29 protein-coding genes and 2 tRNA genes are annotated in these 26,308 nt (G+C 61.7%); 12 read left to right on the top strand and 19 right to left on the bottom strand.

Annotation, left to right across the window (positions count from 1 at the left end; translation table 11 throughout):
• Positions 1-24: 24 nt before the first annotated feature.
• Positions 25-726: a Bax inhibitor-1/YccA family protein gene (locus tag AC097L_RS11870; protein ID WP_479586585.1), complete on the bottom strand. Its 702-nt coding sequence runs from the start codon at positions 724-726 to the stop codon at positions 25-27.
• 211 nt (positions 727-937) lie between these two features.
• On the opposite strand from AC097L_RS11870, the gene AC097L_RS11865 reads away from it, so the two are divergent.
• Positions 938-1,345 carry a GlcG/HbpS family heme-binding protein gene (locus AC097L_RS11865; RefSeq protein WP_295959794.1) on the top strand — a complete coding sequence of 136 codons (408 nt, stop codon included), beginning with the start codon at positions 938-940 and terminating at the stop codon, positions 1,343-1,345.
• A gap of 42 nt (positions 1,346-1,387) precedes the next feature.
• Here AC097L_RS11865 and AC097L_RS11860 read toward each other — a convergent pair whose 3' ends face one another.
• On the bottom strand, positions 1,388-2,332 hold the full coding sequence (locus AC097L_RS11860) for a choline sulfate utilization transcriptional regulator (RefSeq protein WP_479586583.1): 945 nt from the start codon (positions 2,330-2,332) through the stop codon (positions 1,388-1,390).
• Positions 2,333-2,440: 108 nt separating this feature from the next.
• Here AC097L_RS11860 and betC point away from each other — a divergent pair, with 108 nt between their 5' ends.
• Complete coding sequence (gene betC, locus AC097L_RS11855) at positions 2,441-3,961, top strand: choline-sulfatase (protein WP_479586581.1); 1,521 nt, start codon at positions 2,441-2,443, stop codon at positions 3,959-3,961.
• 282 nt (positions 3,962-4,243) lie between these two features.
• On the opposite strand, the gene hemP is transcribed toward betC, so the two are convergent.
• The 14 genes from hemP to AC097L_RS11785 all read right to left on the bottom strand — a co-directional run bounded on the left by hemP (position 4,244) and on the right by AC097L_RS11785 (position 18,704).
• Positions 4,244-4,468 (bottom strand): hemin uptake protein HemP, encoded by a 225-nt coding sequence (gene hemP, locus AC097L_RS11850; protein ID WP_479586579.1) that lies wholly within the window; start codon positions 4,466-4,468, stop codon positions 4,244-4,246.
• A 118-nt stretch (positions 4,469-4,586) separates the two neighbouring features.
• Positions 4,587-5,000, bottom strand: a complete 414-nt coding sequence (locus tag AC097L_RS11845) for an ExbD/TolR family protein (RefSeq protein ID WP_479586577.1) — start codon at positions 4,998-5,000, stop codon at positions 4,587-4,589.
• A 3-nt stretch (positions 5,001-5,003) separates the two neighbouring features.
• On the bottom strand, positions 5,004-5,720 hold the full coding sequence (locus tag AC097L_RS11840) for a MotA/TolQ/ExbB proton channel family protein (protein WP_479586575.1): 717 nt from the start codon (positions 5,718-5,720) through the stop codon (positions 5,004-5,006).
• Between the two features lie 21 nt (positions 5,721-5,741).
• Entirely contained in the window at positions 5,742-6,443 is a 702-nt protein-coding gene (locus AC097L_RS11835) for an energy transducer TonB (RefSeq protein ID WP_479586573.1), read from the bottom strand.
• A gap of 110 nt (positions 6,444-6,553) precedes the next feature.
• A complete protein-coding gene (locus tag AC097L_RS11830; protein WP_479586571.1) occupies positions 6,554-6,811 on the bottom strand; it encodes a (2Fe-2S)-binding protein in 258 nt (85 codons plus the stop codon).
• Positions 6,812-6,994: 183 nt separating this feature from the next.
• The gene (locus AC097L_RS11825; RefSeq protein ID WP_479586569.1) at positions 6,995-8,149 is read right to left on the bottom strand and encodes an alpha-hydroxy acid oxidase; all 1,155 of its coding nucleotides are present in this window, start codon (positions 8,147-8,149) and stop codon (positions 6,995-6,997) included.
• Positions 8,146-8,829, bottom strand: coding sequence for a Fe2+-dependent dioxygenase (locus tag AC097L_RS11820; RefSeq protein ID WP_479586567.1), 684 nt, complete (start codon positions 8,827-8,829; stop codon positions 8,146-8,148). Before AC097L_RS11820 ends, AC097L_RS11825 begins: the two co-directional genes overlap by 4 nt.
• 209 nt (positions 8,830-9,038) lie before the next feature.
• Entirely contained in the window at positions 9,039-11,270 is a 2,232-nt protein-coding gene (locus AC097L_RS11815) for a TonB-dependent receptor (protein ID WP_479586565.1), read from the bottom strand.
• A gap of 455 nt (positions 11,271-11,725) precedes the next feature.
• Positions 11,726-12,826 (bottom strand): DUF1513 domain-containing protein, encoded by a 1,101-nt coding sequence (locus AC097L_RS11810; RefSeq protein WP_479586563.1) that lies wholly within the window; start codon positions 12,824-12,826, stop codon positions 11,726-11,728.
• Complete coding sequence (locus tag AC097L_RS11805) at positions 12,819-13,826, bottom strand: imelysin family protein (protein WP_479586561.1); 1,008 nt, start codon at positions 13,824-13,826, stop codon at positions 12,819-12,821. Before AC097L_RS11805 ends, AC097L_RS11810 begins: the two co-directional genes overlap by 8 nt.
• A 13-nt stretch (positions 13,827-13,839) precedes the next feature.
• A complete protein-coding gene (locus AC097L_RS11800; RefSeq protein ID WP_479586559.1) occupies positions 13,840-15,276 on the bottom strand; it encodes a di-heme oxidoreductase family protein in 1,437 nt (478 codons plus the stop codon).
• Positions 15,277-15,280: 4 nt separating this feature from the next.
• The gene (locus tag AC097L_RS11795) at positions 15,281-16,432 is read right to left on the bottom strand and encodes an imelysin family protein (protein WP_479586557.1); all 1,152 of its coding nucleotides are present in this window, start codon (positions 16,430-16,432) and stop codon (positions 15,281-15,283) included.
• A gap of 115 nt (positions 16,433-16,547) precedes the next feature.
• Positions 16,548-17,480 carry an exopolyphosphatase gene (locus AC097L_RS11790; RefSeq protein ID WP_479586555.1) on the bottom strand — a complete coding sequence of 311 codons (933 nt, stop codon included), beginning with the start codon at positions 17,478-17,480 and terminating at the stop codon, positions 16,548-16,550.
• Between the two features lie 75 nt (positions 17,481-17,555).
• Positions 17,556-18,704, bottom strand: coding sequence for an alpha-hydroxy acid oxidase (locus AC097L_RS11785; protein WP_479586553.1), 1,149 nt, complete (start codon positions 18,702-18,704; stop codon positions 17,556-17,558).
• 131 nt (positions 18,705-18,835) lie between these two features.
• Between AC097L_RS11785 and AC097L_RS11780 the strand changes: the two genes are divergently transcribed.
• The 3 genes from AC097L_RS11780 (at position 18,836) to greB (ending at position 19,729) form a co-directional block, all read left to right on the top strand.
• A tRNA-Arg gene (locus AC097L_RS11780) sits at positions 18,836-18,912 on the top strand.
• Between the two features lie 89 nt (positions 18,913-19,001).
• Positions 19,002-19,078 (top strand) — tRNA-Arg (locus tag AC097L_RS11775).
• Positions 19,079-19,153: 75 nt separating this feature from the next.
• Positions 19,154-19,729, top strand: coding sequence for a transcription elongation factor GreB (greB, locus tag AC097L_RS11770; RefSeq protein ID WP_479586551.1), 576 nt, complete (start codon positions 19,154-19,156; stop codon positions 19,727-19,729).
• Here the strand turns inward: greB and AC097L_RS11765 are convergent.
• The 3 genes from AC097L_RS11765 to gmk all read right to left on the bottom strand — a co-directional run bounded on the left by AC097L_RS11765 (position 19,726) and on the right by gmk (position 22,970).
• On the bottom strand, positions 19,726-21,999 hold the full coding sequence (locus tag AC097L_RS11765; RefSeq protein WP_479586549.1) for a RelA/SpoT family protein: 2,274 nt from the start codon (positions 21,997-21,999) through the stop codon (positions 19,726-19,728). The genes greB and AC097L_RS11765 overlap by 4 nt on opposite strands.
• A 96-nt stretch (positions 22,000-22,095) precedes the next feature.
• Positions 22,096-22,299, bottom strand: coding sequence for a DNA-directed RNA polymerase subunit omega (rpoZ, locus tag AC097L_RS11760; RefSeq protein WP_295955342.1), 204 nt, complete (start codon positions 22,297-22,299; stop codon positions 22,096-22,098).
• Positions 22,300-22,349: 50 nt separating this feature from the next.
• Positions 22,350-22,970, bottom strand: a complete 621-nt coding sequence (gene gmk, locus AC097L_RS11755; RefSeq protein WP_479586548.1) for a guanylate kinase — start codon at positions 22,968-22,970, stop codon at positions 22,350-22,352.
• Positions 22,971-23,071: 101 nt separating this feature from the next.
• On the opposite strand from gmk, the gene hisI reads away from it, so the two are divergent.
• The 7 genes from hisI (at position 23,072) to tatC (ending at position 26,289) form a co-directional block, all read left to right on the top strand.
• Positions 23,072-23,476: a phosphoribosyl-AMP cyclohydrolase gene (hisI, locus tag AC097L_RS11750; RefSeq protein WP_479586547.1), complete on the top strand. Its 405-nt coding sequence runs from the start codon at positions 23,072-23,074 to the stop codon at positions 23,474-23,476.
• A 5-nt stretch (positions 23,477-23,481) separates the two neighbouring features.
• Positions 23,482-23,862 carry a phosphoribosyl-ATP diphosphatase gene (locus tag AC097L_RS11745; protein ID WP_479586545.1) on the top strand — a complete coding sequence of 127 codons (381 nt, stop codon included), beginning with the start codon at positions 23,482-23,484 and terminating at the stop codon, positions 23,860-23,862.
• Positions 23,859-24,254 (top strand): DUF4870 family protein, encoded by a 396-nt coding sequence (locus AC097L_RS11740; RefSeq protein ID WP_479586544.1) that lies wholly within the window; start codon positions 23,859-23,861, stop codon positions 24,252-24,254. Before AC097L_RS11745 ends, AC097L_RS11740 begins: the two co-directional genes overlap by 4 nt.
• The gene (locus AC097L_RS11735) at positions 24,251-24,619 is read left to right on the top strand and encodes a histidine triad nucleotide-binding protein (RefSeq protein ID WP_479586543.1); all 369 of its coding nucleotides are present in this window, start codon (positions 24,251-24,253) and stop codon (positions 24,617-24,619) included. Before AC097L_RS11740 ends, AC097L_RS11735 begins: the two co-directional genes overlap by 4 nt.
• Before the next feature lie 85 nt (positions 24,620-24,704).
• Positions 24,705-24,947 carry a Sec-independent protein translocase subunit TatA gene (gene tatA / locus AC097L_RS11730; RefSeq protein WP_479586542.1) on the top strand — a complete coding sequence of 81 codons (243 nt, stop codon included), beginning with the start codon at positions 24,705-24,707 and terminating at the stop codon, positions 24,945-24,947.
• Positions 24,948-24,962: 15 nt separating this feature from the next.
• A complete protein-coding gene (tatB, locus tag AC097L_RS11725) occupies positions 24,963-25,430 on the top strand; it encodes a Sec-independent protein translocase protein TatB (protein ID WP_479586541.1) in 468 nt (155 codons plus the stop codon).
• 64 nt (positions 25,431-25,494) lie between these two features.
• Positions 25,495-26,289 carry a twin-arginine translocase subunit TatC gene (gene tatC / locus AC097L_RS11720; RefSeq protein ID WP_479586540.1) on the top strand — a complete coding sequence of 265 codons (795 nt, stop codon included), beginning with the start codon at positions 25,495-25,497 and terminating at the stop codon, positions 26,287-26,289.
• The last annotated feature ends 19 nt before the right edge of the window (positions 26,290-26,308 follow it).

Below are 26,308 nucleotides of genomic sequence, written 5' to 3'. Positions count from 1 at the left end.
CTTGGTAGGGAGCTGACCGTGTGGTCAGTCGCGTTCGCCGCCCATGATGCCCAGCAGGGACAACAGGCTCTGGAAGATGTTGAACAGGTCCAGGTACAGGGCCAGAGTGGCGGTGATGTAGTTGGTTTCGCCGCCGTCGATGATTTGCTTCAGGTCGTACAGCATGTAGGCGCTGAAGATGCCGATAGCAGCCACCGAAATAGCCATCATGCCCGCAGTGGAGCCGACAAAGATGTTGACGATGCTGCCGACCATCAGCACCAGCACGCCGACAAAGAGCCATTTGCCCATGCCGGATATGTCGCGTTTGATGACGGTGGCCACGCTGGCCATCACGAAGAACACGCCCGCCGTGCCCGCGAAGGCGGTCATGACCAGGTCGGGCCCGTTTTTAAAGCCCAGCACTTGGGCGATCATGCGCGACAGCATCAGGCCCATGAAAAAGGTAAAGCCCAGCAATACCGGCACACCGGCAGCCGAGTTCTTGGTTTTTTCGATCGCGTACATGAAGCCGAACGCGCCGCCCATGAAGACCACCAACCCCAAGCCGCCGTGCAGTGCCTGGGTGATGCCTGTGGCCACGCCCAGCCACGCGCCCAGCACCGTAGGTAACAGACTCAAGGCCAGCAGCCAGTAAGTGTTGCGCATGACGCGGTTGCGCTGCTCTTGCAAGACGCCGGTGTCGGGGCTGATGCCGAAGCCTGCGCTGGTGTAACGGTCGTTCATAGAGATTTGTCCTTCAAATTCTGCAATGCAGATGGGGAAATTCTAGGGCGATTCAAGGGCAAAGCAAAAATATTGCCGCAAGCGAGACCTATTTTTCATGGGGGTACTGGACAAACCCCAGTCCGAAAGGGCTGATTTTCATGCTGCAATGCGGCAAAAATTGGATGCTGCCGTTATGCTTCTGGCTTTAACCACCCACTGGGAATCTGCCTTGAAAACCAAATCCGTACTCGAATTTGCCGACGTGAAAACCATTGCCGCCGCGGCCGAAGCCGAAGCGCTGAAGAACCAATGGGCAGTGACCATCGCCATTGTGGATGACGGCGGCCATCTGCTGCATTTGCAGCGCCTGGACGGTGCAGCTGCGCTGTCGTCGCACATTGCGCCCGCCAAGGCCCATACCGCTGCGCTGGCCCGCCGCGAATCCAAGGTGTACGAGGACATCATCAACGGCGGCCGCACTGCGTTCCTGACCGCTCCCTTCATCGAAGGCATGCTCGAAGGTGGCGTGCCCATCATCAAAGATGGCCAGTGCATCGGCGCGGTGGGTGTGAGCGGCGTGAAGTCGCCCGAAGACGCGCAAATCGCCAAGGCCGGTATCGCCGCCATCGGTTTGTAATAGCTACTATTTTTATAGCTATTGACGTAGACGATATATGCGCTAGAGGCCTTTTTTATCTAAAAATGGGCTGTGCAGCAAAGCCTGTTCGCATTCGCCCACAATCCACTGCCTGAAGCGTTGCACTGGCTCGGGCGTACGCTGTGCATTGGGCTCCAGCAAAAAGTAGCCGTGGGCCGTGGTGGTGGGCTGGGCACAGGCGGCCACCAGTTGGCCGTTGCGCACCAGCTCGTCCACCAGCGGGGTCCAGCCCAGGGCCAAGCCTTGCCCGGCAATCGCGGCCTGGATCACCAGCGGGTAGTTGTTCAGCGTCAGGTCGTGGCTCTCGCCGCTGGCCGCCACGCCGTGCAGCGCCCACCAGTTTTGCCAGCCCAGCCAACGCAGCGGCTCGGCGCTTTCCAGATGCAGCAGGGGCAGCTTGGCCAGATCGGCGGCCTGGCCGGTCAGGCCGTGGGTGGCCCAGAAGCCGGGGCTGCACACCGGCACCACGATCTCGGGAAAAAGCGCCACTGCAGTGCAGCCCGGCCACTGGCCCGCGCCGAAGGCAATGGCGATGTCCACCGGCTCGCCGCGGATGTCGAACGGGTCCTGGGTGGTGAGGATGCGCACGTCCAGGTTCGGCACCAACGCCCGCAGCGCCGCCAGCCGAGGCATCAGCCAGTAGGCGGCAAAGCCGAAATCGGTGGCCACGGTGAGCACTTGGCGGGCACGGCGGGCGCGGATGTGGGCGGAGGCCTCGCCAATACTGGCCAAGCTGTCGCGCACCGCGTTGAAAAGCTGCAGGCCGTCAGCGGTGAGAGACACGCCCCGATGCCCGCGCTTGAACAGCGGCACGCCCAGGTCTTCTTCCAGCAGGCCGATGCGCTGGCTTACGGCGGGCTGGCTGGTGCCCAGCTCCAGGGCCGCGGCGGTAAAGCTCAGGTGGCGTACCGCGGCCTCAAAAAAGACCAGGCTTTGCAGGGGTGGAAGTCGGCGCGGTGTTGCCATAACGAATGTTTATGGATATATAAGAAATGAAAGTCTTCACGCGCAGGTTGCACCTGCGTAGACTGCATTCGTTACATAAATCTCCATTATGTTTGGAATAAGAAAAACATGGCACAACCCAATATCTTGATCCTGATGGCCGACCAGCTCACGCCCTCGGCGCTGGCGGCGTACGGCAACACCGTCAGCAAAACTCCGCACATCGACGCACTGGCCGCCGCTGGCGTGGTGTTTGAATCGGCTTATACCAATAGCCCCCTGTGCGCCCCGTCGCGCTATGTGTTCATGGCGGGCAAATTGCCCTCGGCCATTGGCGCGTATGACAATGCCGCCGAGATGCCATCCGAGGTGCTGACCTTTGGCCACTACCTGCGCCACGCGGGCTACCGCACGATTCTGTCGGGCAAGATGCATTTTTGCGGGGCCGACCAGTTGCACGGCTTTGAGGAGCGCCTGACCACCGACATCTACCCGGCCGACTTCGGCTGGACCCCCGACTGGGACCAGCCCGAGGTGCGCCCCAGCTGGTACCACAACATGGGTTCCGTCACCGACGCAGGTACCTGCATCCGCAGCAACCAGCTCGATTTCGACGAAGAAGTGGTGTTTCTGGCGCAGCAAAAGCTGTTTGATATCGTGCGCGACGACGATGCGCGGCCCTTTTGCATGGTGGTGTCGATGACGCACCCGCACGACCCGTACGCCATTCCGCAGCAGTACTGGGATCTGTACCGCGATGAAGATATCGACATGCCACGCGTGCCGCCGATTGACCCGGCGCAGATGGACCCGCACTCCCAGCGCCTGCGCCATGTGAGCGACATGGACAACACACCCATCAGCGCCGCGCAGACCCGCCACGCCCGCCACGCCTACTACGGCGCGGTGTCGTACGTGGACGAGCAGATCGGCAAAATCCGCCGCACGCTGGAGCAGACCGGCCTGGCCGACAACACCATCGTCATCCTGCTGTCCGACCACGGCGACATGCTGGGCGAGCGCGGGCTTTGGTACAAGATGAATTTCTTTGAAAACGCCTGCCGTGTGCCGTTTATCGTGCACGCGCCCAGCCGCTTCCAGCCGCACCGCGTGGCCGCATCGGTGTCGCTGGTGGATATCTTGCCCACACTGGTGGACATGGCGTTTGAAGGTGCGGCCCCGGCTGCCCCCGAGGCACTGGATGGCCGCAGCGTCTGGCCGCACCTGCTGGGCAAGGGTGGACACGACGAAGTGGTGGGCGAGTATTTGGGCGAGGGGGCCGTGGCACCGCTCATCATGCTGAGGCGCGGCGTGCACAAGTTTGTGCATTCCCCGGGCGACCCGGACCAGTTGTTCGACCTGCAGGCCGACCCGAATGAGTTGAAGAATTTGGCCACCGATCCGGCGGCTGCGGACCTGTTGCAGACCTTCCGCGCCGAGGTGGCTGCGCGCTGGAACATGCCGCAGTTACGTGCCGAGGTGGTGGCCAGCCAGCGCCGCCGCCGCTTCCATTACGCGGCGCAAAACCGGGGCGTGCCCCAGTACTGGGACCACCAGCCCTTCCAGGCGGCCAGCCAGCGCTACATGCGCAACCACATTGATCTGGATACGCTGGAGGCACGTGCCCGGTATCCCGTAGTGAAGGCTTGAATCAGGAGAGCGGGAGAGTGGGGAAAAAAAGCATGGCTAGTCGGCGCGGGGCCTAAACCCCTTGCCGTTGGCTAGCAAAAACGATCCTCTCAGACTTCAAGGTGCAAGTCTGCGGATCGCCCCACGATGAAACCTATATGTAATAACTCACCCCCAGGCTGCAGCGCAAGCGCTTTACGCCACCCCCTCGCAGGGGGGCAACACCAGCAGCCTGGCAAAGCCAGCTCTGCGGTGTTTCTGGACGGCATGCGTTCTGGCTCGTAGCGGGTGGTCAGTATTTGCTTACTTAGTCAATATGAGCTTGCCTAGCTTGGTGTTCTGCAGGCGGTAAATAGAGCCGTTGTGCATGATCTCCACGGCCTTTTGGCCTTTGAGCAGGTCACGGCTTTCTACGGCGGAGGCCAGTTTGGGGGCCGACTTGCCCATGTCCATGCCTTCGAGCACGCTGTTGGCGTTCTCGCCCGAGGTGGGGTTGAACTGGGGGCGGACTGAGAGGGTTGCGTACATGGTGAATTCCTTGTTGAAGGGTGTGTGCGATGAAGTTAATGATAACCATTCTCAATTAAATCGCAACACCTTTCGTGAAATATTTTGTAAGTCCGCTTTTCAGCGGGCTTCACAAGGTTTACGGAGTTTTGGGCTCGGTGATGAAACCGATCTTTTTCACCCCCGCCTGCTGGGCAGCGGCCATCACCTGGGCTACGCGCTCGTAGCGCACGTCCTTGTCGCCACGGATGTGCAGCTCGGGCTGCGGTTCCTTGGCGGCTTCGGCTTGCAGCATAGGGACCAGAGCGGCTTCGGCCACCTGGTTCTCGTTCCACCAGTAGGCACCCTGGGCATCCACGCTGAGGCGGATGGTTTCGGGCTTGACCTCTTGCACCTGGTTAGTGGCGCGGGGCAGGTCGATGTTGACGGCGTGCTTCATCACCGGGATGGTGATGATGAAGATGATCAGCAGCACCAACATCACGTCCACCAGGGGTGTCATGTTGATCTCGTTCATTACTTCATCGGGTTCGTCTTGGGTTCCGAAAGCCATGGTTTAGCTCCCCTTTTTCATGGGCACCACGTTGGCCGCGCTGCCGGTGGCTACGCGCGCACCGGTGACGAAGAAGGCGTGCAGGTCGTGGGCGAAGCTGCCCAGCTTGATCAGGATGGACTTGTTGCCGCGCACCAGAGCGTTGTAGCCCAGCACGGCAGGAATCGCCACGGCCAGGCCCAGCGCGGTCATGATCAGCGCCTCGCCGATGGGGCCGGCCACCTTGTCGATAGTCGATTGGCCCGACAGGCCGATGCTCAGCAGCGCGTGGTAAATGCCCCAGACCGTGCCAAACAGGCCGATGAAGGGGGCTGTGGAGCCCACCGATGCCAGAATGGCCAGGCCAGATTGCAGCCGGGCGGTGAACTCGTCCATGCTGTTGCGCAAGCAGCGTGTGATCCAGTCGCTCACGTCCAGGCTGTCGTGCAAATGGGCCTTGGTGTTGCGGTGGTGGGCGGTGGCTTCGCGGCCTTCCAGGGCCAACTGCTGGAACGGGTTGCTCGGGTCATCCCCCAGCTTTTTCAGGCCGGTGGCGAAGTCTTCGCTGTGCCAGAAGTCGGCTGCGCTGCCCGCCAGCTTCTTGAACTTGAAGACATCCAGCGCCTTGATGATGATGACGATCCACGAGGCCAGAGACATGGCAAGCAGGATGACGGCCACGGATTTGGTGACAAAGTCGCCTTGTGTCCAGACGTTGGCGATACCGAATTGCGATTCCATTAAAAACTCCAAAAGTAAAAATTATTCGAGAACGTAGTTGACCGGCGCCTCGTACCACATGGGCTGGGGCACACCATTCACCTTGCCTGCGACGAAGCGGCATTTCAGGATGTATTCCAGCGCCGATTTGTCTAGCCGCTCGTAGCCGCTGCTACGCTTTAACTCGGCTTTGTCGGGGATGCCGTCGATACCAATAAACACCCGTACCAGCACTTTGCCCTGCTCGCCCAGGCGTTTGCTCATGGCCGGGTAGCTGGGTTTGGGGTTGTTCAGGTAGTCCGCATCGCTGGAAGGCAGCACGATTTTGGGTGGCGCAGGGGGGGCTGCGGGCGGGGCGGCTGGTGCCACGGCTACGGGTTCGGCGATAGGCGGCGCGGGTGGTTGCGGCGTGGTCACACCGGTGGGCGCGTTGGGTGTGGGTGTTGGGTCGGCAATCGCCATGGGGCGGGGTGCGGGCGGGGGCGTGGGGGCTTTGGTTTTGACCACTTGCTGTTTCACCGGTACGGGTGGTGCGGGCGGCGGTGGCTTGGGTTTGGGCGGCTCCACCATCTGGGCCAGCATTTCGACCGGCACAATGATTTCGATGGCCTGGCGCACCAACCCGCTTTGCAGGGCCCACAGCGCAGCGCCGTGGAACGCGAGCACGCTGCCCACGATGACGGCGTTGCGGCTAAAGCGGGGCGGGGGAGCGAAGGGTGGGGGTGGGGGCAAGGTGCTATTCATACGGAGTGGGCCACAGACAACCGCCGCCGTTCCTGCAAACGGACGTACAGCGCTGGGCGCAACTAAAAGTTATTTACGAAAGATCCACCAGGCCGAGCCTACGACCAGGATCAGGCTGCCGCCAAATGCGTAGAGGGTTGCGCCGAGGAGTTCCATGCCCTGCTTTCCAAAATGCTGCTGGCGAGCTGGATGGCCGCAACGGGGTGCGACGCGTTGCACTGCGCCACGATGTCGCGCGCGCAGCCTTCGCAGCGTCCGCACTGGGTGGCCACACCCAATTCGAGCTGAATGTCGTCAAACCCGAAACCGGCACGCGCGTGGCGGGCAATTTCGCGGTCAGATACGCGTTGGCAAACACAAACAATCATGGCGGCAAGCACATTGGCTGGCGGAAGTAATTGGCTCACCCCCAGGCTGCGCTGCGCTTCGCCAACCCCCTTGCAGGGGACGATACCAGTAGCCCGGCAAAGCCGGTTCCACGGTATCTCTGGATGCGAGCGTTCTTGCTGAACCTGGGAGCTGCTTCGTTACCTTGGTTAAAAGATAGCCAATTATAAATACGAATCCATCGCATTTGCAATACCTGTCGTGGATTTCCCTTCAAACAACAAGGCCGGGCTGGCCTGGGCCAGGGTTTTGCAGCCACACAAAGCCATGGCGATCTCCATCTCGTCGCGCAACAGGCGCAGCACATGGGCCACGCCTACCGCGCCTGCGTTGGCCAAACCATAGACGTAAGGTCGTCCGACCAGCACGGCATGGGCCCCCAAGGCCATGGCTTTGAGCACGTCGGTGCCGCGGCGGACGCCGCCATCCACCAGCACCGGCAGGTTGCCCACGGCATCTTTGATGCGCGGCAGCACGGCGGCGGTAGCAGGCGTGGTGTCCAGCGTGCGCCCGCCGTGGTTGGAGACGATGATGCCTGCCAACCCCAGCGCCGCGGCCTGGCGTGCGTCGGCGGGGTGCAGGATACCTTTGAGCAGCACTGGCAGCTGGGTCTGGGTTTGCAGCCAGGCCACGTCGTCCCAGGTGGGGGCGTGGGCCAGCAGGCCGTCGAACAGGGCGCTTTGGCCTGGCTGCAGCGCCACGCCAGGTGCGGGTGCCAGCCCGGCCAGATGCACCGCCGATACGCCCGGCGGCAGTTTGAAACCCGCACGGCGCTCGCGGTCACGGGCACCGTGGGTGGGCGCATCCACCGTCAGCACCAGGGCTTCACATCCGGATTGCTCGGCGCGCTTTACCAGATCGCGGGTGAAGTCCCGGTCGTGCTGCCAATACAGTTGGAACCAAAATGGGCCTCTAGCGCTTTCACTTACTACGGCTGAAGCTATTGTTTCAATAGCAATGCTGGATTGTGTGCTCAGCACCATGCCTGCGCCCAGCGCCGCCGCTGCGTAAGCGCTAGCCAGCTCTCCGTCCGGGTGCGCCATGCGTTGAAAGGCGACCGGGGCCAGCAGAATCGGATGCGCCAGCGTGCGGCCCAGCAGCTCCACGCGGGTGTGGCCACCGGCCAGGGGCTGCAGCACCCGGGGATGGAGCTGCCGCGTGTCCCAGGCGCTGCGGTTGGCGCGCAGGGTGATCTCGTCGCCCGCACCGCCGCTGAAATAGGCCCAGGCATTTGCATCCAGCACCGTTTGGGCGTGGCGGGCGTGGTCGTCCAGGGTGACGATGCCGGGGGGGATTTGGGCGACAGTGGGAGCATTCATGTGTCAGCCCACATGCGCAGGAGGTTGTGGTAGGTGCCGGTCAGGCCGGTGGTCTCCGCAGTTTCGCCGTGCTGCTGGCGCAGGCGCAGCAGGTGCATGTCCAGGTCGAACAGCAACTGGCGCTGCTCCTGGCTGCGCACCATGCTTTCGATCCAGAAAAAGCAGGCCTGCCGCGCGCCGCGGGTGACCGGCTCGACCTGGTGCACGCTAGTGCCCGCGTACAGAACCAGGCTGCCTGCGGGCAGCTTGACGCGCTGCGGGCCTGCGCTGTCCTGCACCACCAGTTCGCCACCGTCGTAGTCGGCGGGGTCGGTCAAAAACAAGGTGCAGGAGATGTCGGTACGCACGCGTTGGCCGGTGTCGGGGGCAAAGCGCACAGCGTTGTCTACGTGGTTGCCGTAGAAGTTGCTGGCACCGCTGTAGCGGTTCACGCGCGGAGTGAACACGCGCTTGGGCAGGGCGGCGGAAAAGAAAGTCGGGTTGCGGTCCAACCCGCGCAGCAGCAGGGCGCGGATCTGGGTGGCGGCCTCGCAGTCGTGCGGCAGTTGCTCGTTGTTTTTTACCGCCTGTGCCTGGCTGCCCGCGCTGGCGCGGCCATCGCCCCAGGGTGCGTTGGCCAGCAGGCCCTGGGCGTGTTGGACTTCGTCGGGGCTCAGGATGTGGGGGATGTGCAGCAACATGGAGCGATTGTCGTATGTCGTGAAAAAGCCGCCCTCACCATGGTGGCAAGGGCGGCTTGTGTGTTTCGGTAAAGGTGACAACCCGTCTTCAGCCACAGCGGCCGCCCGCCAGAAACACCGCAGAACTGGCTCCGCCAGGCTGCTGGTGTTGCCCCCTGCAAGGGGGTTGGCGAAAGATGCGCAGCACTGCAGCCTGGGGGTGTGCCTATTTAGAACTTGGCGGTCAGCATGGTTTGGAAGATGCGGCCTGCGCCGGGCACGTAATGGCCACGGTACAGCGCATCGGCGTACAGCTTGTTGGTCACATTGCTCAGGTTGGCCTTGACGCTGAAGCGGTCGTTGATGGTGTATTCGGCCATCAGGTCGGCGGTGGCATAGCTAGGCGCTTCCCAGGCGGGGGCGGTCACGTCGGCAGGGGCTTGCGCGCTGCGGAAGTTGACACCAACACCCGCGCGGAACGCGGGGGTGAACTGGTAGGTGTTCCACACTGTACCGCTGTGTTTGGGGCTCAGGCCGGGGCGGTCGCCTGCGCGGTTACCCACGGTGCTTTGCGTGCAGTTGCCGGTGGTGGGGCAAGGCGCGGCCGCATCGACGCGGGCCACCGGCATCCACATGTACGAACCGTAGATTTCCCATTCGTTGGTCAGGCGACCGGTGATGTCCAGTTCGAAACCGGCCGTGTGGCGCTTACCCGAAAGCAAGGCGCGGCTCGCAGCGGTGTCGGGGTCGGTGTTGCGTTCGTTCTTTTTGGTGGAGTGGAACAGCGCCAGTCGGGTGGTGAAGCGCTTATCAGCCGAATCCAGTTTGGCGCCAAATTCGATATTGGCGCTTTCTTCTGGATCGGTGTTGGCGCTTTGTGCGCTGTACGAATAGGTGTCGCCAGAGGTGTTGAATGAGGTGCCGTACGAGAAGTGGTACGAATCCAGTGCATTGGGTTGGAACAGCACGCCGAAACGCTTGCTGATGTTGGAGACCTTTTGCTGGTAAGTGGTGGTGGTGACCGGGCCGGCTGCGGCAGTGGGAATGCTGTACGCCTCGTACTTGCCGTCCATGTTGTCGTAGCGCAGGCCGCCCAGAATCTTCCAGGCAGGCGCGATTTGCACCAGGTCCTGGGCGTAAATGCCGTAGGTGTCGTTGACGAAACCGCTGGTGTCGCGCAGCACCCGCACGGACTCATTCACCGATGCGCCGTCATCGGGGCGGCCTGCCAGGGTATTGGGTTTGGCGGGCACCACGCCGCCTTGGAGTGCGGTGCGAGCGCCTTGCACGACTTTTTCTTCGCGGGCGTAGTCCACACCTGCCAATACCGAGTGGCCCACGCCTAGCGCGTCAAACTTGGTGCTGAAGTCGCTTTGCAGGTTCAGGGTTTCCAGGTTCTGGATTTTGAGCTGGTTTTGACGCAAGAACACTGTGTTGGGGCCAAAGTTGCCCAGGTCCTGGGCCTGAGCGCCGGGTTGCAAGGCTGTTGCGGCAAAGCGAATGGCGCTGGCCCGTTGGTCGCGGGTGAAGCGGCCTTTGCGGAAAGAGGTCTTCAACTCGCTGTCGGGGCTGAAGCGGTGGGTGTGCGAAAGGGTGCCGATATTGGCGCTACCGTTGTTGCCGTCGCTGTCCAGGCCGTAGTAGGCGCTGGGGTCCAGGCTGCTGATGATGGTGTTGGCGGCGCTGGTGTCGGTGGCTTTGGGCCTGATCCATGGGATGCCATAGTTCATGCCGTTGCGGTTGTCTAGGGCATACAGGCTGGCCGAGAACTCGTTGCTGGAGCCAATGCCAAAGCGGTAGTTGGCGGCTAGGCCATTTTTGTCGATGCTGCTGCCGGCGCCGTTGTTGTCGGCGTTGGTGTACATGGCGTTGATGCGCAAGGCCGCATCGTCCGCCGTTTTGATGTTGAAGTCACCCGTCAGGCGGCGGAAGTTGTGGTTGCCCAGGGTGGTGGCGATTTCGGACTCATTTTTCAACAAACCTTGCTTGCTGACCTGGTTGACGGCACCGCCCGTGGAGCCCCGGCCAAACAGCATGGAAGCCGAGCCGCGCAGCAGCTCAATGCGGTCGTTGTTGAAGGTGTCGCGGTCGTAGAAAGCCGGGTCGCGGATGCCGTCCAGAAAGATGTCGCCGGTGGTGGCCAGCGAGAAACCGCGCAAACGGATGTCTTCTTCGCCGCCTTCGGCTGCCTGGAAAGTCACGCCAGCGGTGCTGTGCAGCACTTCCTTCAGGGTGTCGAGATTGCGGTCGTTGATCAGCTTTTCGGTCACCACGGTGATCGACTGGGGGATGTCGCGCAGCTCTTGCTTGCCCTTGCCGATGGTGGTGGTGGTGGCGCGCAGGGTGTCTTTGCCCTCGGCTTGCTCTTTCACCGTGACAGGGGCCAGGGTTTTGGCCTTGGCTTCGGCAGCGGTGTTGGCATCGGTTTGCGCCATCGCACCCATAGAGCCTGCCAACAGCATGGCACCGAGGGGCAGTACTGCGTAAGGTGCTGCGGTTTTGATAGCTAATGGCGTATATTGAATATGCGCTAGAGCTGGTTTTTGCTTGAAATTTTTGCGTCGGGACATGGAGGTCAGCCTGGGAGGTTTTGCAATGGACGGCTGGCTAACGCACGGAACGCTGAAGAGGTCCGGAATGCTTGGCTGGCTAGGTTGAGAAATACCGCACTATTGTAAATTAATGCGAATCATTCTTGTTACAGCCTGGCTGCAAAACCCGTAACCGGCCAGAAAAATCCAAAACCCAGAACATTTTGTTGCATGTGCACAACGGGGACTGTGTGGTTGTACCTGTTTTGGTGTGCGCATGGCCCCCTGCACCCAGGCAGGTAACTGGAAATAAAATTTAGAAGAAAGAAGGCTTTAGCGCATGCGGTGTATGCGCTATGTGCTCTGCTTTTAATAGCATTTCTTGGCTAAACTAGCCATTTTCCGTGGTTGTCCCAGTGCACGTTGGCCAGTTGCCGGTCCAGGCTCTGGGCGGCCACTTCGCCGCGCACGCCGCCTTGGGCACCGCTGGCCAACCAGTCGGAGCCGCGGGCGGCCAGCGCACCGACTTCGGGCAGTGCAAGCTGGCGCGGATCGCCGCCTTGGGCCGACCACCAGGCCAGTTGCCCGGCGCGGGTGGCACTGACCACAAAGCGGTCGTCAGCCGGGCTGTGGCGGCCGGGTACATAAGCCACATCGCCGCCGTATCCGCCCAGCGCCAAAGGTTCGGGTAAGGCAATGGTGCGCAGGCCGTTGGCATCCAGCAGCGCCAGCAGCGGGGCGCTGCGGCGCGCGGCGGCATCGGCGTGTTCGGCCTGCATGGCGATGGCCACGGTGCCGTTGGGCGCGCGGGCCAGGTGGCGCAGACTCAAATACGGGTCGCTGGCACGGCAGGCCTGGCGCAGTGTGCCGGTGGTGGCATCCAGGCGAACGACAGACGAATCCATCTGCTGCAGGTTCAGCTTGGTGCGGCCGGTTTCGGGCAGGTTGAGCAGGCCGCCATTGGCCACCAGCAGCGTGCCGTCGGGCTCCACCAGCACCATGTGCGGGTCCAGGCCGCCGCTGGAGAATTCGCGGATTTTTTCCAGGCTGACCGGGTCGCGCACGGCGATGAACCCGGCCCCGGTGTCGGTGCTGGTCTCGGTGGTGTACAGGGCGCTGCCGTCCAGCGCATAGCTGGCATGGCCGCAGAGCACGCGGTCGTCTTCGATGTCATGCCACAGCACGGCGCGGGCAGTACGGGTGTCAAAGCGCAGCAGGTATTCGCCGGGGCGGCGGGCCACTGCCAGCGCCTGGCCGGGCAGGCCCAGCGCCGGGTGCAGCATTTGCACTTCGTGGGCGCGCTTGGGCAGGGCCACACCCCGCGGTGCGCTGCCGAGGTGCCAGACACCGGCCCAGGCCTGGTCGTCGATGACCCAAGAGGTCAGCAGGCCCGGAGCGGATGCGGCGTTGGCGGGAAGTGCGATGCTGGCAGCGAAGGCTGTGCTGAAGGCCAGCCAATCGCGGCGGTGCAGTGTGGGATTAATCACCATCGGACTCCGAGAAGCCGACCATGGTTTTCAGCTCGGGGGCGACTTTGTCTTCGAGCAGCTTCTTGGCCTGGGCTAGGGCCTGCATCGCGGCGGTGACGCCGGCGGGGCGGGCCGGGTCAGCCGCGAGTATGCGGGTGTGCAGCAATGCCATGGCGGCTTCCAGCTGGGCTGACAGGGCGAGCTGGTTTTCACCCGCCAGGTAGCCGTTCAGGCTGCCTTGCTCTTGGCTGCGGCCGGTGCCGACCAGGAAGTTTTGCAGGCTGGCCTCACTGGCCTGCCATGCCGCCCGGGTGCTGTCGCTGGTGGCGCGCGGCCAGTCGCTGGCGCGGCCACTGCGGGCGGGTTTGCCCATCTTCTTCCAGCGCAGTTGCTCCAACCCCCCTACGGCCTGGCTAAACCATTCGTTGAAGGCGGCGAGTGCGGTGTCGGGGGTCCAGGCGCGGGCCGCCAGGGTTTGGAAGTCGGCCAGCAGGGCTTGGCCTTCGGCCGCACAGCCCTGGGCCAGCGCGGCTGCATAGGCGCATTGCGCGGCATCGGTGGTGGGCTGCCACAGCAACCATTCCAGGGCGGGCAGGCCTTTGGCGGGGGCTCCCAGGTCGTCTAGCGCGGCTGCGGTGAGCGGCGGGTTAGGCACGGCGGCGCTGACCATGGCCGGGCGGGTGGGCCAGAAGTCGATGCTGCGGGCGCTGCGGCGCTCCAGCAAAGGGCCAACGGAGACGGCGCTGAGGCGTTCCCAGTCGAGCATGGCCGCACGCCACGCTGGGCGGGCAGTGGCCGGGCTGCAGCCCGCTGCCAGCACGCCGTGCAGGGCGGTGCTGGATTGGGCAAAGGCTTGCGCCGCGGGCACAAAGTGCAGCCGCAGGGCGTTGCGCACCCAGTCGGTCTGTGTGATGGCGGGGCTGGCAATGCGCTGTGGCAGGGGTGCGGCCCCGGCGGCGCTGCACAGGGTGCCCAGGCCCAGTGCCATCCACTGGCGGCGGTCGATCAAAAGGGTCACGGCAGGTGTCCTGTCAGAGGGAATTCACAAATTTCACCAGCGCATCACGGTCGGCTTTGGGCATTTTCAGCACCTGCTGGCGGGCCGCATCGGCTTCGCCACCGTGCCACAAAATGGCTTCCAGCGTATTGCGGGCGCGGCCATCGTGCAGCAAAAAGCTGTGGTCGTTTACGTCGGGGATCAGGCCGATGCCCCATAGCGGCGGGGTGCGCCACTGCTGGCCGTTGGCCAGGCCGTCCGGGCGGCCATCGGCCAGGCCCTTGCCCATGTTGTGCAGCAGCAGATCGGTGTAGGGGGTGATCTTTTGCTCGCGCAGTGACGGAAACGGCGAGGCGCCGGTGGTGTAACTGGGGCGGTGGCAGACGGCGCACTGGGCCTGGGCAAACAGGGCCTGGCCGCGGCGTACGTCCACGTTGTCATAGTTGCGCCGGGCCGGCACAGCCAGCGTGGCCTGGTACTGGATGACCTTGGTGAGGGTGGCGTTGTCGATTTCGGGCCCGCCCTTTTCTCCGCCTCTTGGTGCGGCGGCGCAGTCTTTTTGCTTGGGCGTGCAGTCTTCGCGCGGAAACCTCTCGGAGGTGATGCCGATGTCGCCGTTGAAGGCTGCGGCCGACTGGTGCGCCAGGCTGCCGGTGTTGGCCTTCCAGCCAAAGCGGCCCACCACTTCCTTGCCCGCAAACGGGTCGAAAACGCGGTTGACCATGCCTTGGATGCCGTCGCTGCGGCTGGCTTGCTGCTGCACATTGGCCAGGATGTCGGCCTCGGTGATCGCGTCGATCAGGCCCACGCCGGGCATTTGCGGCGCTATTCGCGGGCTGACCAGGATGCCGGGCTGCATGGGACCGTAGCCCAGGTCGGTAAAGCGGTAGTGCGGCTGGCGCAGGCTGTAGCGAGTGCCGTCGGCAAACTGGCCGGGCAGCTCGGTGTAGCGGATGCGGACCTTGCCCTCGGCGCGCACGCCTTGTGTGGCGGAGTTGGTGAACTGTTCGCCGTAGGTAGGCTCATGCTGCGGTGTGCCCTGCGCATCCAGCACGGACAGGCGAAACAGCAGGCCGATCGGTTGCTCGGCAGTGATGCCGTTTTTAAAGGTGTTGGGCGGTGCACCGCGCCCGTCCTGGGTGTGGCAGCCGCCGCAGGAACGGGCGATGAAGTGCGGCCCTAGGCCGTCGCGCGCCGAGGTGGAGGAAGGGGCTTCGACCCAGTTGCGCCGAAAGAACGAATTGCCGATGGCGAAGTTGGTGCGGCCTTCTTCGTCCAGGTTGGCGGCAGGGAAAGAGAAGGCGTTCAGCCCTTCTTCGAACACGGTGGTGTCGCCGCCGGGTTTTTCTTCCGAGGTGTCGATGGTGGGGGGGGCTGCCAGGGCCAACCACGCCACCGCCACCCCGGCCGAGGCCAGGGCGGTGGTGGTGAGGGTGCGCCAGCGGTTTTTTTGCAGGTTCGGCTGACGCATCGGCTTATTCTTTGGCGGGATCTACCAAGGTGAGTTTGGTAATGCCCACGGCCTTGGCAGCATCCAGGAAGTCCTTGCTTTGCAGCTTGAGCGCATCGGCCACGGCCTGCACGCGCTTGCGGCCTTCGGTATCCACAATCTCGCGGTCAAACGGGGCGTGGATGCCCTCGGCAGCTTTCACACTGGCGGCAATGTGGCCGCTGGTGCGCTCGGCGGTGGTGGCATCTTTCAACGCTACCAAGTCGCGCAGCGAAGCACCTTGCAGCAGGCTGCCGTCGGCACGTTTGAAGCGGCCCAGCCAGACGTTTTCAATGCCGGTGGCGTTGGCCACGATGTCGCGGTGGGTGTTGTCGGAGAAGCAGGAATGCTCGTCTTCCTGGTTCCTGGAGGCCAGGGCGACTTCGATGCGTTCACCGGCCAGTTCACCGCGCGACAAGGAGCCCACGCCGACCAGCATGTTGCGCACCGCGCTGGTGCCGGATTTTTCAAACTTGGCGCGGTAGTTCTTGGCATCGGGGGCCCAGGCTTTGGTCAGGCTGGCCAGATCGCTAATGAGCAAATCGGACACCACTTTCAGGTATTCGCGGCGGCGGTTGGCATTGGGGGTCTTGCCATCCACAAAGTCTTCAAACGAACGGTCGCCGGGGCCGGTTTCGCTCAGATCCTGGCCCCAGAGCAAAAACTCGATGGCGTGCCAGCCGGTGGCGATGTTTTCTTCGCCGCCGCGCTCGTTCAGGGCCGAGAGGGCTTTGGCGGTGATTTTTACCTTGGGGTTGTTGATGATGCCGGACTTGGGTTTGCCCACGACGTAGTCCACATAGGCTTCGTCCATCGGCCAGGCGTTGATGCGGCCTTCGGGGCCGTTTTTGTCGTCAATGGGACCGGCATAGAAACGGAAGGCTTCGGTTTGGCCATAAAACTCGCGGGCAGCTAGCCAGGCGGTACGGGCCTTGGATAGGCCTTCGGCGCTGGGGGCGGCATTGAATGCGGTAATCGCGGCCTGGAGTGTCTGGGCCGTAGTCAGCGTGTCTTCGTAGCTGGCGTAGACCAGCTTGCTGTAGTCGACGGCGACCGCAGCGGCGGTGACGGGGGCAGTGGTTTGGGCGGTGGCGGCAAAAGCCGTCAACAGGGCAGCACTCAGCAGAAGAGATTTCACGGCGCAGGTCCTTGGTGTTCCTACCCGCGAATCGCAAGAATTTTGCAGTTGACGCGGGCAGGGCAAAAACCTATTGTAATGAGATTGATTCTCGATACCGTTTGTGCAGATTGCTTTATCCGTCCAGGTTGATCTGGGTGATGAGCTTTTGCAGCACCGTGGCGGCCTGGTCGTTTTCTACCTGGCAGGTGCCCGCAGCATGGTGGCCGCCCCCGCCGTAGGCCAGCATCAGTTCGCCCACATTGGTTGTGCTGCTGCGGTCCAGAATTGACTTGCCGGTAGCCAGCACGGTGTTTTGCTTTTGCACGCCCCACATTACGTGGATGGAGATGTTGCACTGCGGAAAAAGCGCATACACCATGAACCGGTTGGTGGCCCAGATGGTTTCTTCTTCACGCAGGTCCAGCACCACTAGATTGCCGTGTACCGTGGCACAGCGTTCGATCTGCGCCTTGGCTTTGACGGCGTGTTCCTGGTAGATGTCGATGCGCTCTTTGACATCCGGCAGCGACAAGATGTCTTCAATGCCATGGTCGCGGCAGTACTGGATCAAATCCATCATCAGAGCGTAGTTGCTGATGCGGAATTCGCGGAAGCGGCCCAGGCCGGTGCGCGCGTCCATCAGGTAGTTCAGCAGCACCCAGCCTTCGGGCTGCATGATTTCTTCGCGCACGTACTGGGCGGAATCGGCCTTGTCCACTGCGTCCATCATGTCCACGGTGATGTTGGGAAAGGCTTTTTCGCCCCCGTAGTAGTCAAACACCACGCGCGCCGCCGACGGGGCTGTGGCATCTATCACATGATTTTTGAGCCCGCTCTGGTTGCGAATGGTTTCGGACGCATGGTGGTCAAACGCGATATGGGCACCTGGCACGTAGGGCAGGTTGGTGGTGATGTCGCGGTCGGTGATGGTGATCTTGCCGTCTTGCATGTCCTTGGGATGGACGAACTTGATCTCGTCAATCATGTCCAGCTCATTGAGCAGCACCGCACACACCAGCCCGTCGAAATCACTGCGGGTGACCAAGCGAAATTTTTCTGTGCCCATAGGGTCCATCCTTTTTGCCGTGTTGGCGGTTACAAAATGTGTAACGATTATGCCGCTATGGGCAAAGATGCGCAGTTAAAACGTCCCTGGCAACAGAATGCTTTTGTCCACGGTGGCAATCTGGGTGTGGCCGCAAAAAGCCATGGTCACATCCAGCTCTTTGTGCAGGATCTCTAGGCATTTGGTGACCCCGGCTTCGCCCATCGCACCCAGGCCGTACAAAAAGCTGCGCCCAATCATGGTGCCGCGGGCACCCAGGGCCCAGGCTTTCAAAACGTCCTGGCCGGAGCGGATACCGCTGTCCATCCACACCTCGATCTGTGAGCCTACTGCGTCCACAATCGCGGGCAGTGCTTCGATAGCGCTGGGAGCACCGTCGAGCTGGCGGCCACCGTGGTTGGACACGACCATTGCATCTGCGCCGCTATTTGCCGCAAGACGGGCATCCTCTGCGTCCATGATGCCTTTAAGGATCAGCTTGCCGCCCCAGCGCTTCTTGATCCACTCCACGTCGTTCCAGTCGAGTTGGGGGTCGAATTGCTCTTTGGTCCAGGCGCTGAGCGACGACATGTCGCTGACGTTCTTGGCGTGGCCCACCAGGTTGCCAAAAGTGTGGCGGCGTGTGCCCGCCATGCCCAGGCACCAGCGCGGCTTGGTCATCAGGTTCAGGATGTTGGCCAGCGTGGGTTTGGGCGGTGCGGTCATGCCGTTTTTCAGATCCTTGTGGCGCTGGCCCAGCACCTGCAGGTCCAGCGTCAGCACCAGTGCCGAGCAGCCAGCGGCTTTGGCGCGGTCCATCAGCGCCTCCATGAAGGGGCGGTCGCGCATCCAGTAGAGCTGGAACCAAAATGGTGCCTTGGTGTGGGCAGCGATGTCTTCCAGCGAGCAGATGCTCATGGTGGACAGGGTGAACGGGATGCCAAACTTCTCGGCTGCACGCGCCGCCAGAATTTCCCCATCGGCATGCTGCATGCCAGTCAAGCCGGTGGGCGCAATCGCCACCGGCATGGCGGCATCCTGCCCAACCATCTTCACCCGGGTGCTGCGGTTGGCCATGTTCACGGCCACCCGCTGGCGCAGCTTGATTTTTTGGAAGTCGGCCGAGTTGGCGCGGTAGGTGCCTTCGGTCCAAGAACCCGAGTCGGCGTAGTCGTAAAACATGCGCGGTACGCGTTTTTTCGCGAGTACACGCAGGTCTTCGATGTTGGTAATGACGTGGGGCAAAAGTATCTCCTGAATGCCCTAGATGCTAGCGGGCTTGGGCAGTGCCTGGGCTGAAGAAATTTTGGTGCACACCGCATTTTTCTCAAACCGCTTTACTGCAGGCTAAAATCCATTGTAGAATCGTAAGATTAGCGGCTGTAGCTCAGTTGGATAGAGTACTTGGCTACGAACCAAGGGGTCGTGGGTTCAATTCCTGCCAGCCGCACCAGATGTAGAAGCCCGTTACCGCAAGGTAAGGGGCTTTTTACCTGAACTTATACGAAACGGATTAGAGCCCGTTGTAAAATCAATTGCTTAGCGGCTGTAGCTCAGTTGGATAGAGTACTTGGCTACGAACCAAGGGGTCGTGGGTTCAATTCCTGCCAGCCGCACCAAATGTAAAAGCCCGTTATCGCAAGATGACGGGCTTTTTACTTTTTGCACCCACTTCACGTTAAGGTACGCGGCTTATGAGCAAAGCTTTTACCCGTGAAACCGATGCTGACCAGGACGACGACGGCGATGCCCCGGCACCCGCGCCCTTGCCCTTGCCTGCGGGCAGCAAAAACTATATGACACCCCAGGGCTACGCCCGCCTACGGGCTGAATTCACCGAGCTGATGGAGGTGGAGCGCCCCAAGATCGTGGACGTGATCTACTGGGCGGCCAGCAATGGCGACCGCTCTGAGAACGGCGATTACATTTATGGCAAAAAGCGCCTGCGCGAGATCGACCGGCGCATCCGCTTTTTGACCAAGCGCCTGGAAATCGCCGAGGTGGTGGACCCCAGCGTGCACTTCGGCAACGACCAAATTTTTTTCGGTGCCACCGTGGCGTATGAAGACGCCACGGGCCAGGAGCGCACCATCACCATTTACGGGATTGACGAGGCCGACACCGCACAGGGGCAGGTCAGCTGGGTGTCGCCGATCGCCCGCGCCCTGCTCAAAGGCCGGGTGGGCGACGTGGTGCGCATGCAGTCCCCCGTAGGGGTGCAAGAGATTGAAGTGCTGCGTGTGGACTACCCTGCCCCGCAGCCGGTTTAAGTTGCCGGCTTGGCCCGCACCGCCCGCAACACCGAGGGCGTGCGTTTGAGTTGGCGCAGGGCCACTTCCAGGTGGGCGTGGTCGCGCACCGACACCAAAAACCGCATGTCGGTGGCTTCCTGTTCGCCCTCTTGCCCCATATCGACATGGGTAATGTCCACCTCGGCCGCAGACAGTGCGGCTGCGGCCTTGGCCAGCACACCCTTGCTATTTTTAACGGTGACAACCACCCCCGTCTCGAAGGACCGTACCGGCTCATCCGCCCAGTCCACGGCGATGAAGCGCTCGCTGTCTTTGTACTGCAGGCGTTTGGCCACTGCGCAATCGTCGGTGTGCACCACCAACCCTTCGCCGCGGCCCAGGTAGCCCACGATCGCATCGCCCGGAATCGGGCGACAACAGCGGGCGAACTGAACAGAGGTGTTTTCGCTACCGTCCAGTACCACGGCACCCTGGGACAGGCGCTCGTGCGCTGTGTAGCGCTCGCGGGTCAGCAGCAAGGCATCGGGCTTTTCGCCGGCTTCGGTCAGCAACGCCACCAGCCGCTTGGCGACGATACTGGCCACGCGCTTGCCCATGCTGATGTCGGTGAGCAATTCGATCCGCGTGCGGTTGCCGGTAAAGCGCAGCAGCTTGTCCCAAATCGGCTGGCCTTCTGCAGTTGCCTCAGGCAATCGCTCCAGCCCTTCGGCACGCAAAGCCTGGGTCAGCAGCTTTTCGCCCATGCTTTCGGATTCGGTTTGCGCCATGCTTTTCAGGTGGTGGCGAATCTTGGAGCGCGCCCGGCCGGTGCGTACAAAACCCAGCCAGGCGGGGTTCGGGGCCGACACCGGCGCGGTAATCACTTCAATGATGTCGCCGTTGCGCAGTTCGGTGCGCAGGGGCACCTGTTCGCCGTTGATTTTGGCGGCTACGGTGCGGTCGCCCACATTGCTGTGGATGGCGTAAGCGAAGTCCACCACCGTGGCACCGCGCGGCATGGCCATGATCTGGCTTTTGGGGGTGAACACATAGACCGCATCGGGGAACAGATCGACCTTGACGTGGTCCCAGAACTCGGCGGCATCGCGGGTTTCGTCCTGGATGTCGAGCAGCGATTGCAGCCATTTGGTGCCCAGGCGCTCGGCGGTGGCGCTGTCGGTTTCGTTGTTCTTGTACAGCCAGTGCGCCGCCACGCCGGATTCGGCCACCAGGTGCATGGCCTCGGTGCGCATCTGGAATTCAACGTTCACGCTGGACGGCCCGACCAGTGTGGTGTGCAGCGACTGGTAGCCGTTGAGCTTGGCAATCGCAATGTGGTCCTTGAACTTGCCGGGTACCGGTTTGTAGAGCTGGTGCAGTATGCCCAGGGCGGTGTAGCAGTCGGTCACGTTCTGCACAATGACCCGAAAGCCGTAAATATCGGTCACCTGGGCGAAGGTCAGGTGCTTGTCGTCCATCTTTTGGTAGATGGAATACATGGTCTTTTCGCGTCCGGCAATACGCACCGAAATGGCTGTTTGCGCAAACGCTGCCTCGACTTCTTGCTGCACTTTTTGCACTAAGTCGCGCCGTCGGTTGCGGGCTTTGGCCACGGCTTTGGCCAAAATCGCGTAGCGCCAGGGCCGCAGATGGCGAAACGACAGGTCTTGCAGTTCGCGGTAGGTTTGGTTCAGTCCGAGGCGGTGGGCGATGGGCGCGTAGATGTCCAGGGTTTCCGAGGCAATGCGGGCCCACTTGGAGCGCGGCATGTCACCCATGGTGCGCATATTGTGGGTGCGGTCGGCCAGCTTGATCAAGATCACCCGCACGTCGCGGGCCATGGCCAGCAGCATTTTGCGAAACGACTCGGCCTGGTTTTCTTCGCGGGTGTTGAACTGAAGTTTGTCGAGTTTGGTCAGACCATCCACTAGTTCGGCCACCGGTGCGCCAAAGCGTTCAATCAGCTCTGGCTTAGTTACACCGCAGTCTTCCATGGCGTCGTGCAGCAGGGCGGCCATCAGCGCCTGCGCATCCAGCTTCCAGGCAGCGCACTGGGCGGCGACGGCAATCGGGTGGGTGATGTAGGGCTCGCCGCTGTTGCGCAACTGGCCCAGGTGGGCCTCATCGGCAAACCGGTAGGCTTGGCGGACCTGCTCCACGCTGGCGGCATCCAGGTAGTGCAGGTTGGCCATGAGTGCGGCAAAGCTGGCGGCAGCGGCGTTGGCTGCTGCGGGGCTGGGCGTATGCCCGCCTTTTTTATGTGGAGGTTTGGGGTGCGAACCGTCGGCAGGGAAATGCTTGTCACTCATGGCTTGAATATAGCTTGCGCCTTGTGTCTGCCTTGCGCGCAACAAAAAAGGCACCGCAATGCGGTGCCTTTTAAAGCGGGTTTGGGCCCGATGCAATCAGTTGGGTACTTTTTTGAGCATCTCGATGCCGACTTTGCCCGCGGCGATTTCACGCAAGGCGGTGACCACCGGCTTGTTCTTGCTTTCGATCTTGGGCGCGTGGCCTTGGCTCAGCATGCGGGCGCGGTAGGTTGCGGCCAGCACCAGCTGGAAACGGTTAGGGATTTGCACCAGGCAATCTTCGACGGTGATACGGGCCATGAATTTCTCCAGAAAACTATTGCAACACGACTTGCACCGCAGTGCGAGTCCTAAAAGATACCCAGGGATTTGAAGGTGTCGGCTCGGGCACGGCGTTGGGCCGTAAATTTGAGCCGCTGGGCATGAACAATGGTTTTCAGGTCGAAAACTGCCCGGTCAAATAGCTCATTGATTATAACGAAGTCGAATTTATGGGCTTGTGCCATCTCAATCGCGGCGTTGGCCAAGCGCAATTCGATCACATCGGGGGCATCTTCGCCGCGTCGCTCCAGCCGCGAGCGCAACTCTTCCCAACTGGGCGGCAGGATGAAAATCAGCACCGCGTTGGCGAAAATTTCCTTGATCTGCACTGCACCCTGGAAGTCGATTTCAAGAATCACGTCCGAGCCCAAGGCCATGCGTTCTTCAATGGCTTTTTTGGAGGTGCCATAGCGGTTGCCATGCACTTCCGCCCATTCCACGAACGCATCGGCCGCCACCATGGCATCAAATTCCGACTGCGAGGCGAAGAAGTATTCACGCCCGTGTTTTTCCTGGCCGCGTGGGTCGCGGGTGGTGTGCGAGACCGAGGGCTGTACTTTGGCATCCAGCTCCATCAAGGCCTTGACCAGGCTGGACTTACCGGCACCGCTGGGGGCGGCCACGACGATCAAATTTCCGGGGTAGTCCATGCTGTGTTCACCATTAAGGTGGTCAAAAAATGGCACATTCTATATTTGCCCCATCTCCTAAGGCTGGGGGTCGGCTTGTGCAATCGCTCACAATACGGCCTATGAATTGGCTAAATGATGTGAAATGGGACGCCCAAGGGCTGGTCCCGGTGATTGCGCAAGAGGCGGGCAGCGGCGACGTGCTGATGTTCGCCTGGATGAACCGTGAGGCGCTGGAGCAAACCGCCGCCCTGGGGCGTGCGGTGTATTTCAGCCGCTCGCGCAACCGGCTGTGGTTCAAGGGCGAAGAGTCGGGCCATGTGCAAACCGTGCACGAAATCCGCCTCGATTGCGACAACGATGTGGTCCTGCTCAAGGTGACGCAACTTGGCCACACCCCCGGCATTGCCTGCCACACGGGCCGCCACAGCTGCTTTTTCAGCCTGCTGGACACCGATGCCGCAGGCGGCAAGGCCTGGAAAGCCACCGAACCGGTCTTGAAAGACCCGGAATCCATCTACAAGTAATGGCTATGACCTCTAACGATTCCCTGGCCCGGCTGGCCGCAACCATCGAAAGCCGCAAACCAGCCTTTGGTGGCGACCCCAGCGCCAGCTACGTGGCCCGCCTGCTGCACAAGGGGCCGGATGCTTTTCTGAAAAAAATCGGCGAAGAAGCCACAGAGGCCGTGATGGCCGCCAAGGATGCCGAATACGGTGGCAACACCCCCGAGCTGCAGGCCAAGCTGGTGGGCGAGGTGGCCGATTTGTGGTTCCACTCCATGGTGGCGCTGGCGCACTTTGGCCTTAGCCCCGCCGACGTGCTGGCCGAACTGGAGCGCCGCGAAGGCACCAGCGGCATCGAAGAAAAGGCCTTGCGCAAAGTTTTAACCCGAGAGGCGGAATCCCCATGAACGACATCATTGACGTGCGCGCTATCGACAGCGAAAAGGCCCAAGACCTGAAAACCGTGGGCTGGGTCAGCTATGTGCTGCACCTTATCGTGGCCGTGGGCGCAGTGGTGCCAGGCGCGCAGCCGGGCGCATTGCTGCTGATCGTGGCGCTGGTGATCGATCTGGTGAAAAAGAACGAAGCCGTAGGCACCTGGCAGGCCAGCCATTTCAGTTGGCGCATCCGCTCTGTGCTGTGGGCCGGAGTGCTGTATGTGGTCACGGCACCACTGTGGTTTCTGTTCATCTTGCCGGGCTGGATTGCCTGGGGCCTGATTTCGCTGTGGTTCTTGTACCGCATCGTGCGCGGCATGGTGGCCATGAACGCCAGCCAGGCAGTAGGAGATGCGGTATGACCGTGGTTGCACATGACCCGAATTGCCTGTTTTGCAAAATCATTGCAGGCCAGATTCCCTCTAAAAAAGTCTATGAAGATGCCGAACTTTTGGCCTTCCACGACATCCATCCTTGGGCGCCGGTGCATTTCTTGCTGATCCCCAAGCTGCATATCCCGTCGATGGCGCAGTTGCAGCCCGAGCACGCGGCCCTGTTGGGGCGCATGATGGTGCTGGCCCCCCAGCTGGCAGCCCAAGAGGGCTGCAGACCTTACCCGCAGGGTGGTTTTCGGGTGATGGTGAATACGGGGGATGATGGCGGGCAGGAAGTGCACCATCTGCACCTGCATGTCATTGGTGGGCCGCGCCCCTGGCTCAAGGGTTAGTGACAGCGCAAGGGCATCGCAGGCTACGGTGTAGACCGTCATCTGCGCCGTCTAAAATCAGAAATACTTTGTTAGGAGTTATTCCATGGGTTCTTTTTCTATTTGGCATTGGTTGATCGTGCTGTTGATCGTGGTGATGGTGTTTGGCACCAAGAAACTGAAGAACATGGGCAGCGACCTGGGTGGCGCGGTCAAGGGCTTTAAAGACGGCATGAAGGACGGTGCTGCATCGGTGGACGACGAAAAGCCCACCGCCCAGGTGTCTGCCAGCGCAGCTGCAGCGGCGCAAAAGAACACCATCGATGTCGAAGCCAAGACCAAGTCCTGATCTGGCGCGCACTCCGTGATTGATCTCGGCATTTCCAAAATGGCGCTGATTGGCGCGGTGGCGTTGATCGTCATCGGGCCGGAAAAGCTGCCACGTGTGGCCCGCACCGTCGGCACGTTGCTGGGCAAGGCCCAGCGCTACGTGTCTGATGTGAAAGCCGAAGTCAGCCGCTCCATGGACCTGGACGAGCTCAAGAAGATGAAGGAAACCATGGAAGGTGCGGCGCGCGACGTGCACCAGTCCATCCAAACCAACGCCAGCGACTTCGAGAAGCAATGGTCAGAAACCGATGCCACCCCTGCCGTGGCCGACGATGCCTACACCAGCTACCCCGAATACAAGCTCCCGCACAAGCGCTGGCGCACCAAGCTGGGTGCCACGCCGCAGTGGTACAAGGCCCGCGCCGGGGTGCGTACCAAGGCGTTGTCGGGTGCAGCCCGTGTGGCCCGATTCCGGCCCAAGCCAAGCTCTCACATTATTTAAAAATCAACAACCTGGGGCCTTTTGGCCTCGGTGTCATTCTGGGCCTGGCCCTGTTTAAAGCCCCATGTCCGATCCCCACAAAAGCACAGATGACGAACTAGCCGGAACCGAGCAGCCCTTTGTGCAGCACCTGGTGGAGCTGCGCGACCGCCTGGTCAAGGCGCTGATTGCCGTGATGGTGGCCGCCGGTGGCCTGGCGCTGTACCCTGGACCGGCCCGGCTCTATGACATGCTGGCGGCGCCTCTGGTGGCGACTATGCCTGCAGGCAGTACCTTGATCGCCACTTCTGTGATCTCGCCGTTTCTGGTGCCGCTGCAGGTGATGTTCATGGTGGCGCTGATGCTGGCCTTGCCGGTGGTGCTGTGGCAGGTGTGGGCCTTTGTGGCTCCGGGCTTGTACACGCATGAAAAAAAGCTGGTGCTGCCCCTGGTGGTGTCCAGCACTTTGTTGTTCTTCATCGGCGTGGCGTTTTGCTACTTTTTCGTGTTTGGCCAGGTGTTCAAATTCATCCAGAACTTTGCGCCGCAAAGCATCAAGGCCACGCCCGACATCGAGGCCTACCTGAGCTTTGTGCTGACCATGTTCCTGGCCTTCGGCATGGCTTTTGAGGTGCCGATCGTGGTGGTGGTGCTGGCCCGCATGGGCCTGGTCAGCATCGACAAGCTGAAGAGCTTTCGCGGCTACTTTGTGGTGTTGGCGTTTATCGTCGCCGCCATCGTGACCCCGCCAGACGTAGTGTCGCAACTGGCGCTGGCTATTCCCATGTGCATCTTGTACGAGGTGGGCATCTGGGCTGCGCAGATTTTCATCAAGCACACCCAGGCCCCAGACGAAGAAGCCGTTTCACCAAAATCTTAGCCAAATCGGCCTCCAGCGC

Source organism: Rhodoferax sp. RT5P35, assembly GCF_056521385.1.
The sequence above is the reverse complement of the archived record's forward strand: the minus strand, read 5'-3'. Positions and strand labels throughout refer to the sequence as shown.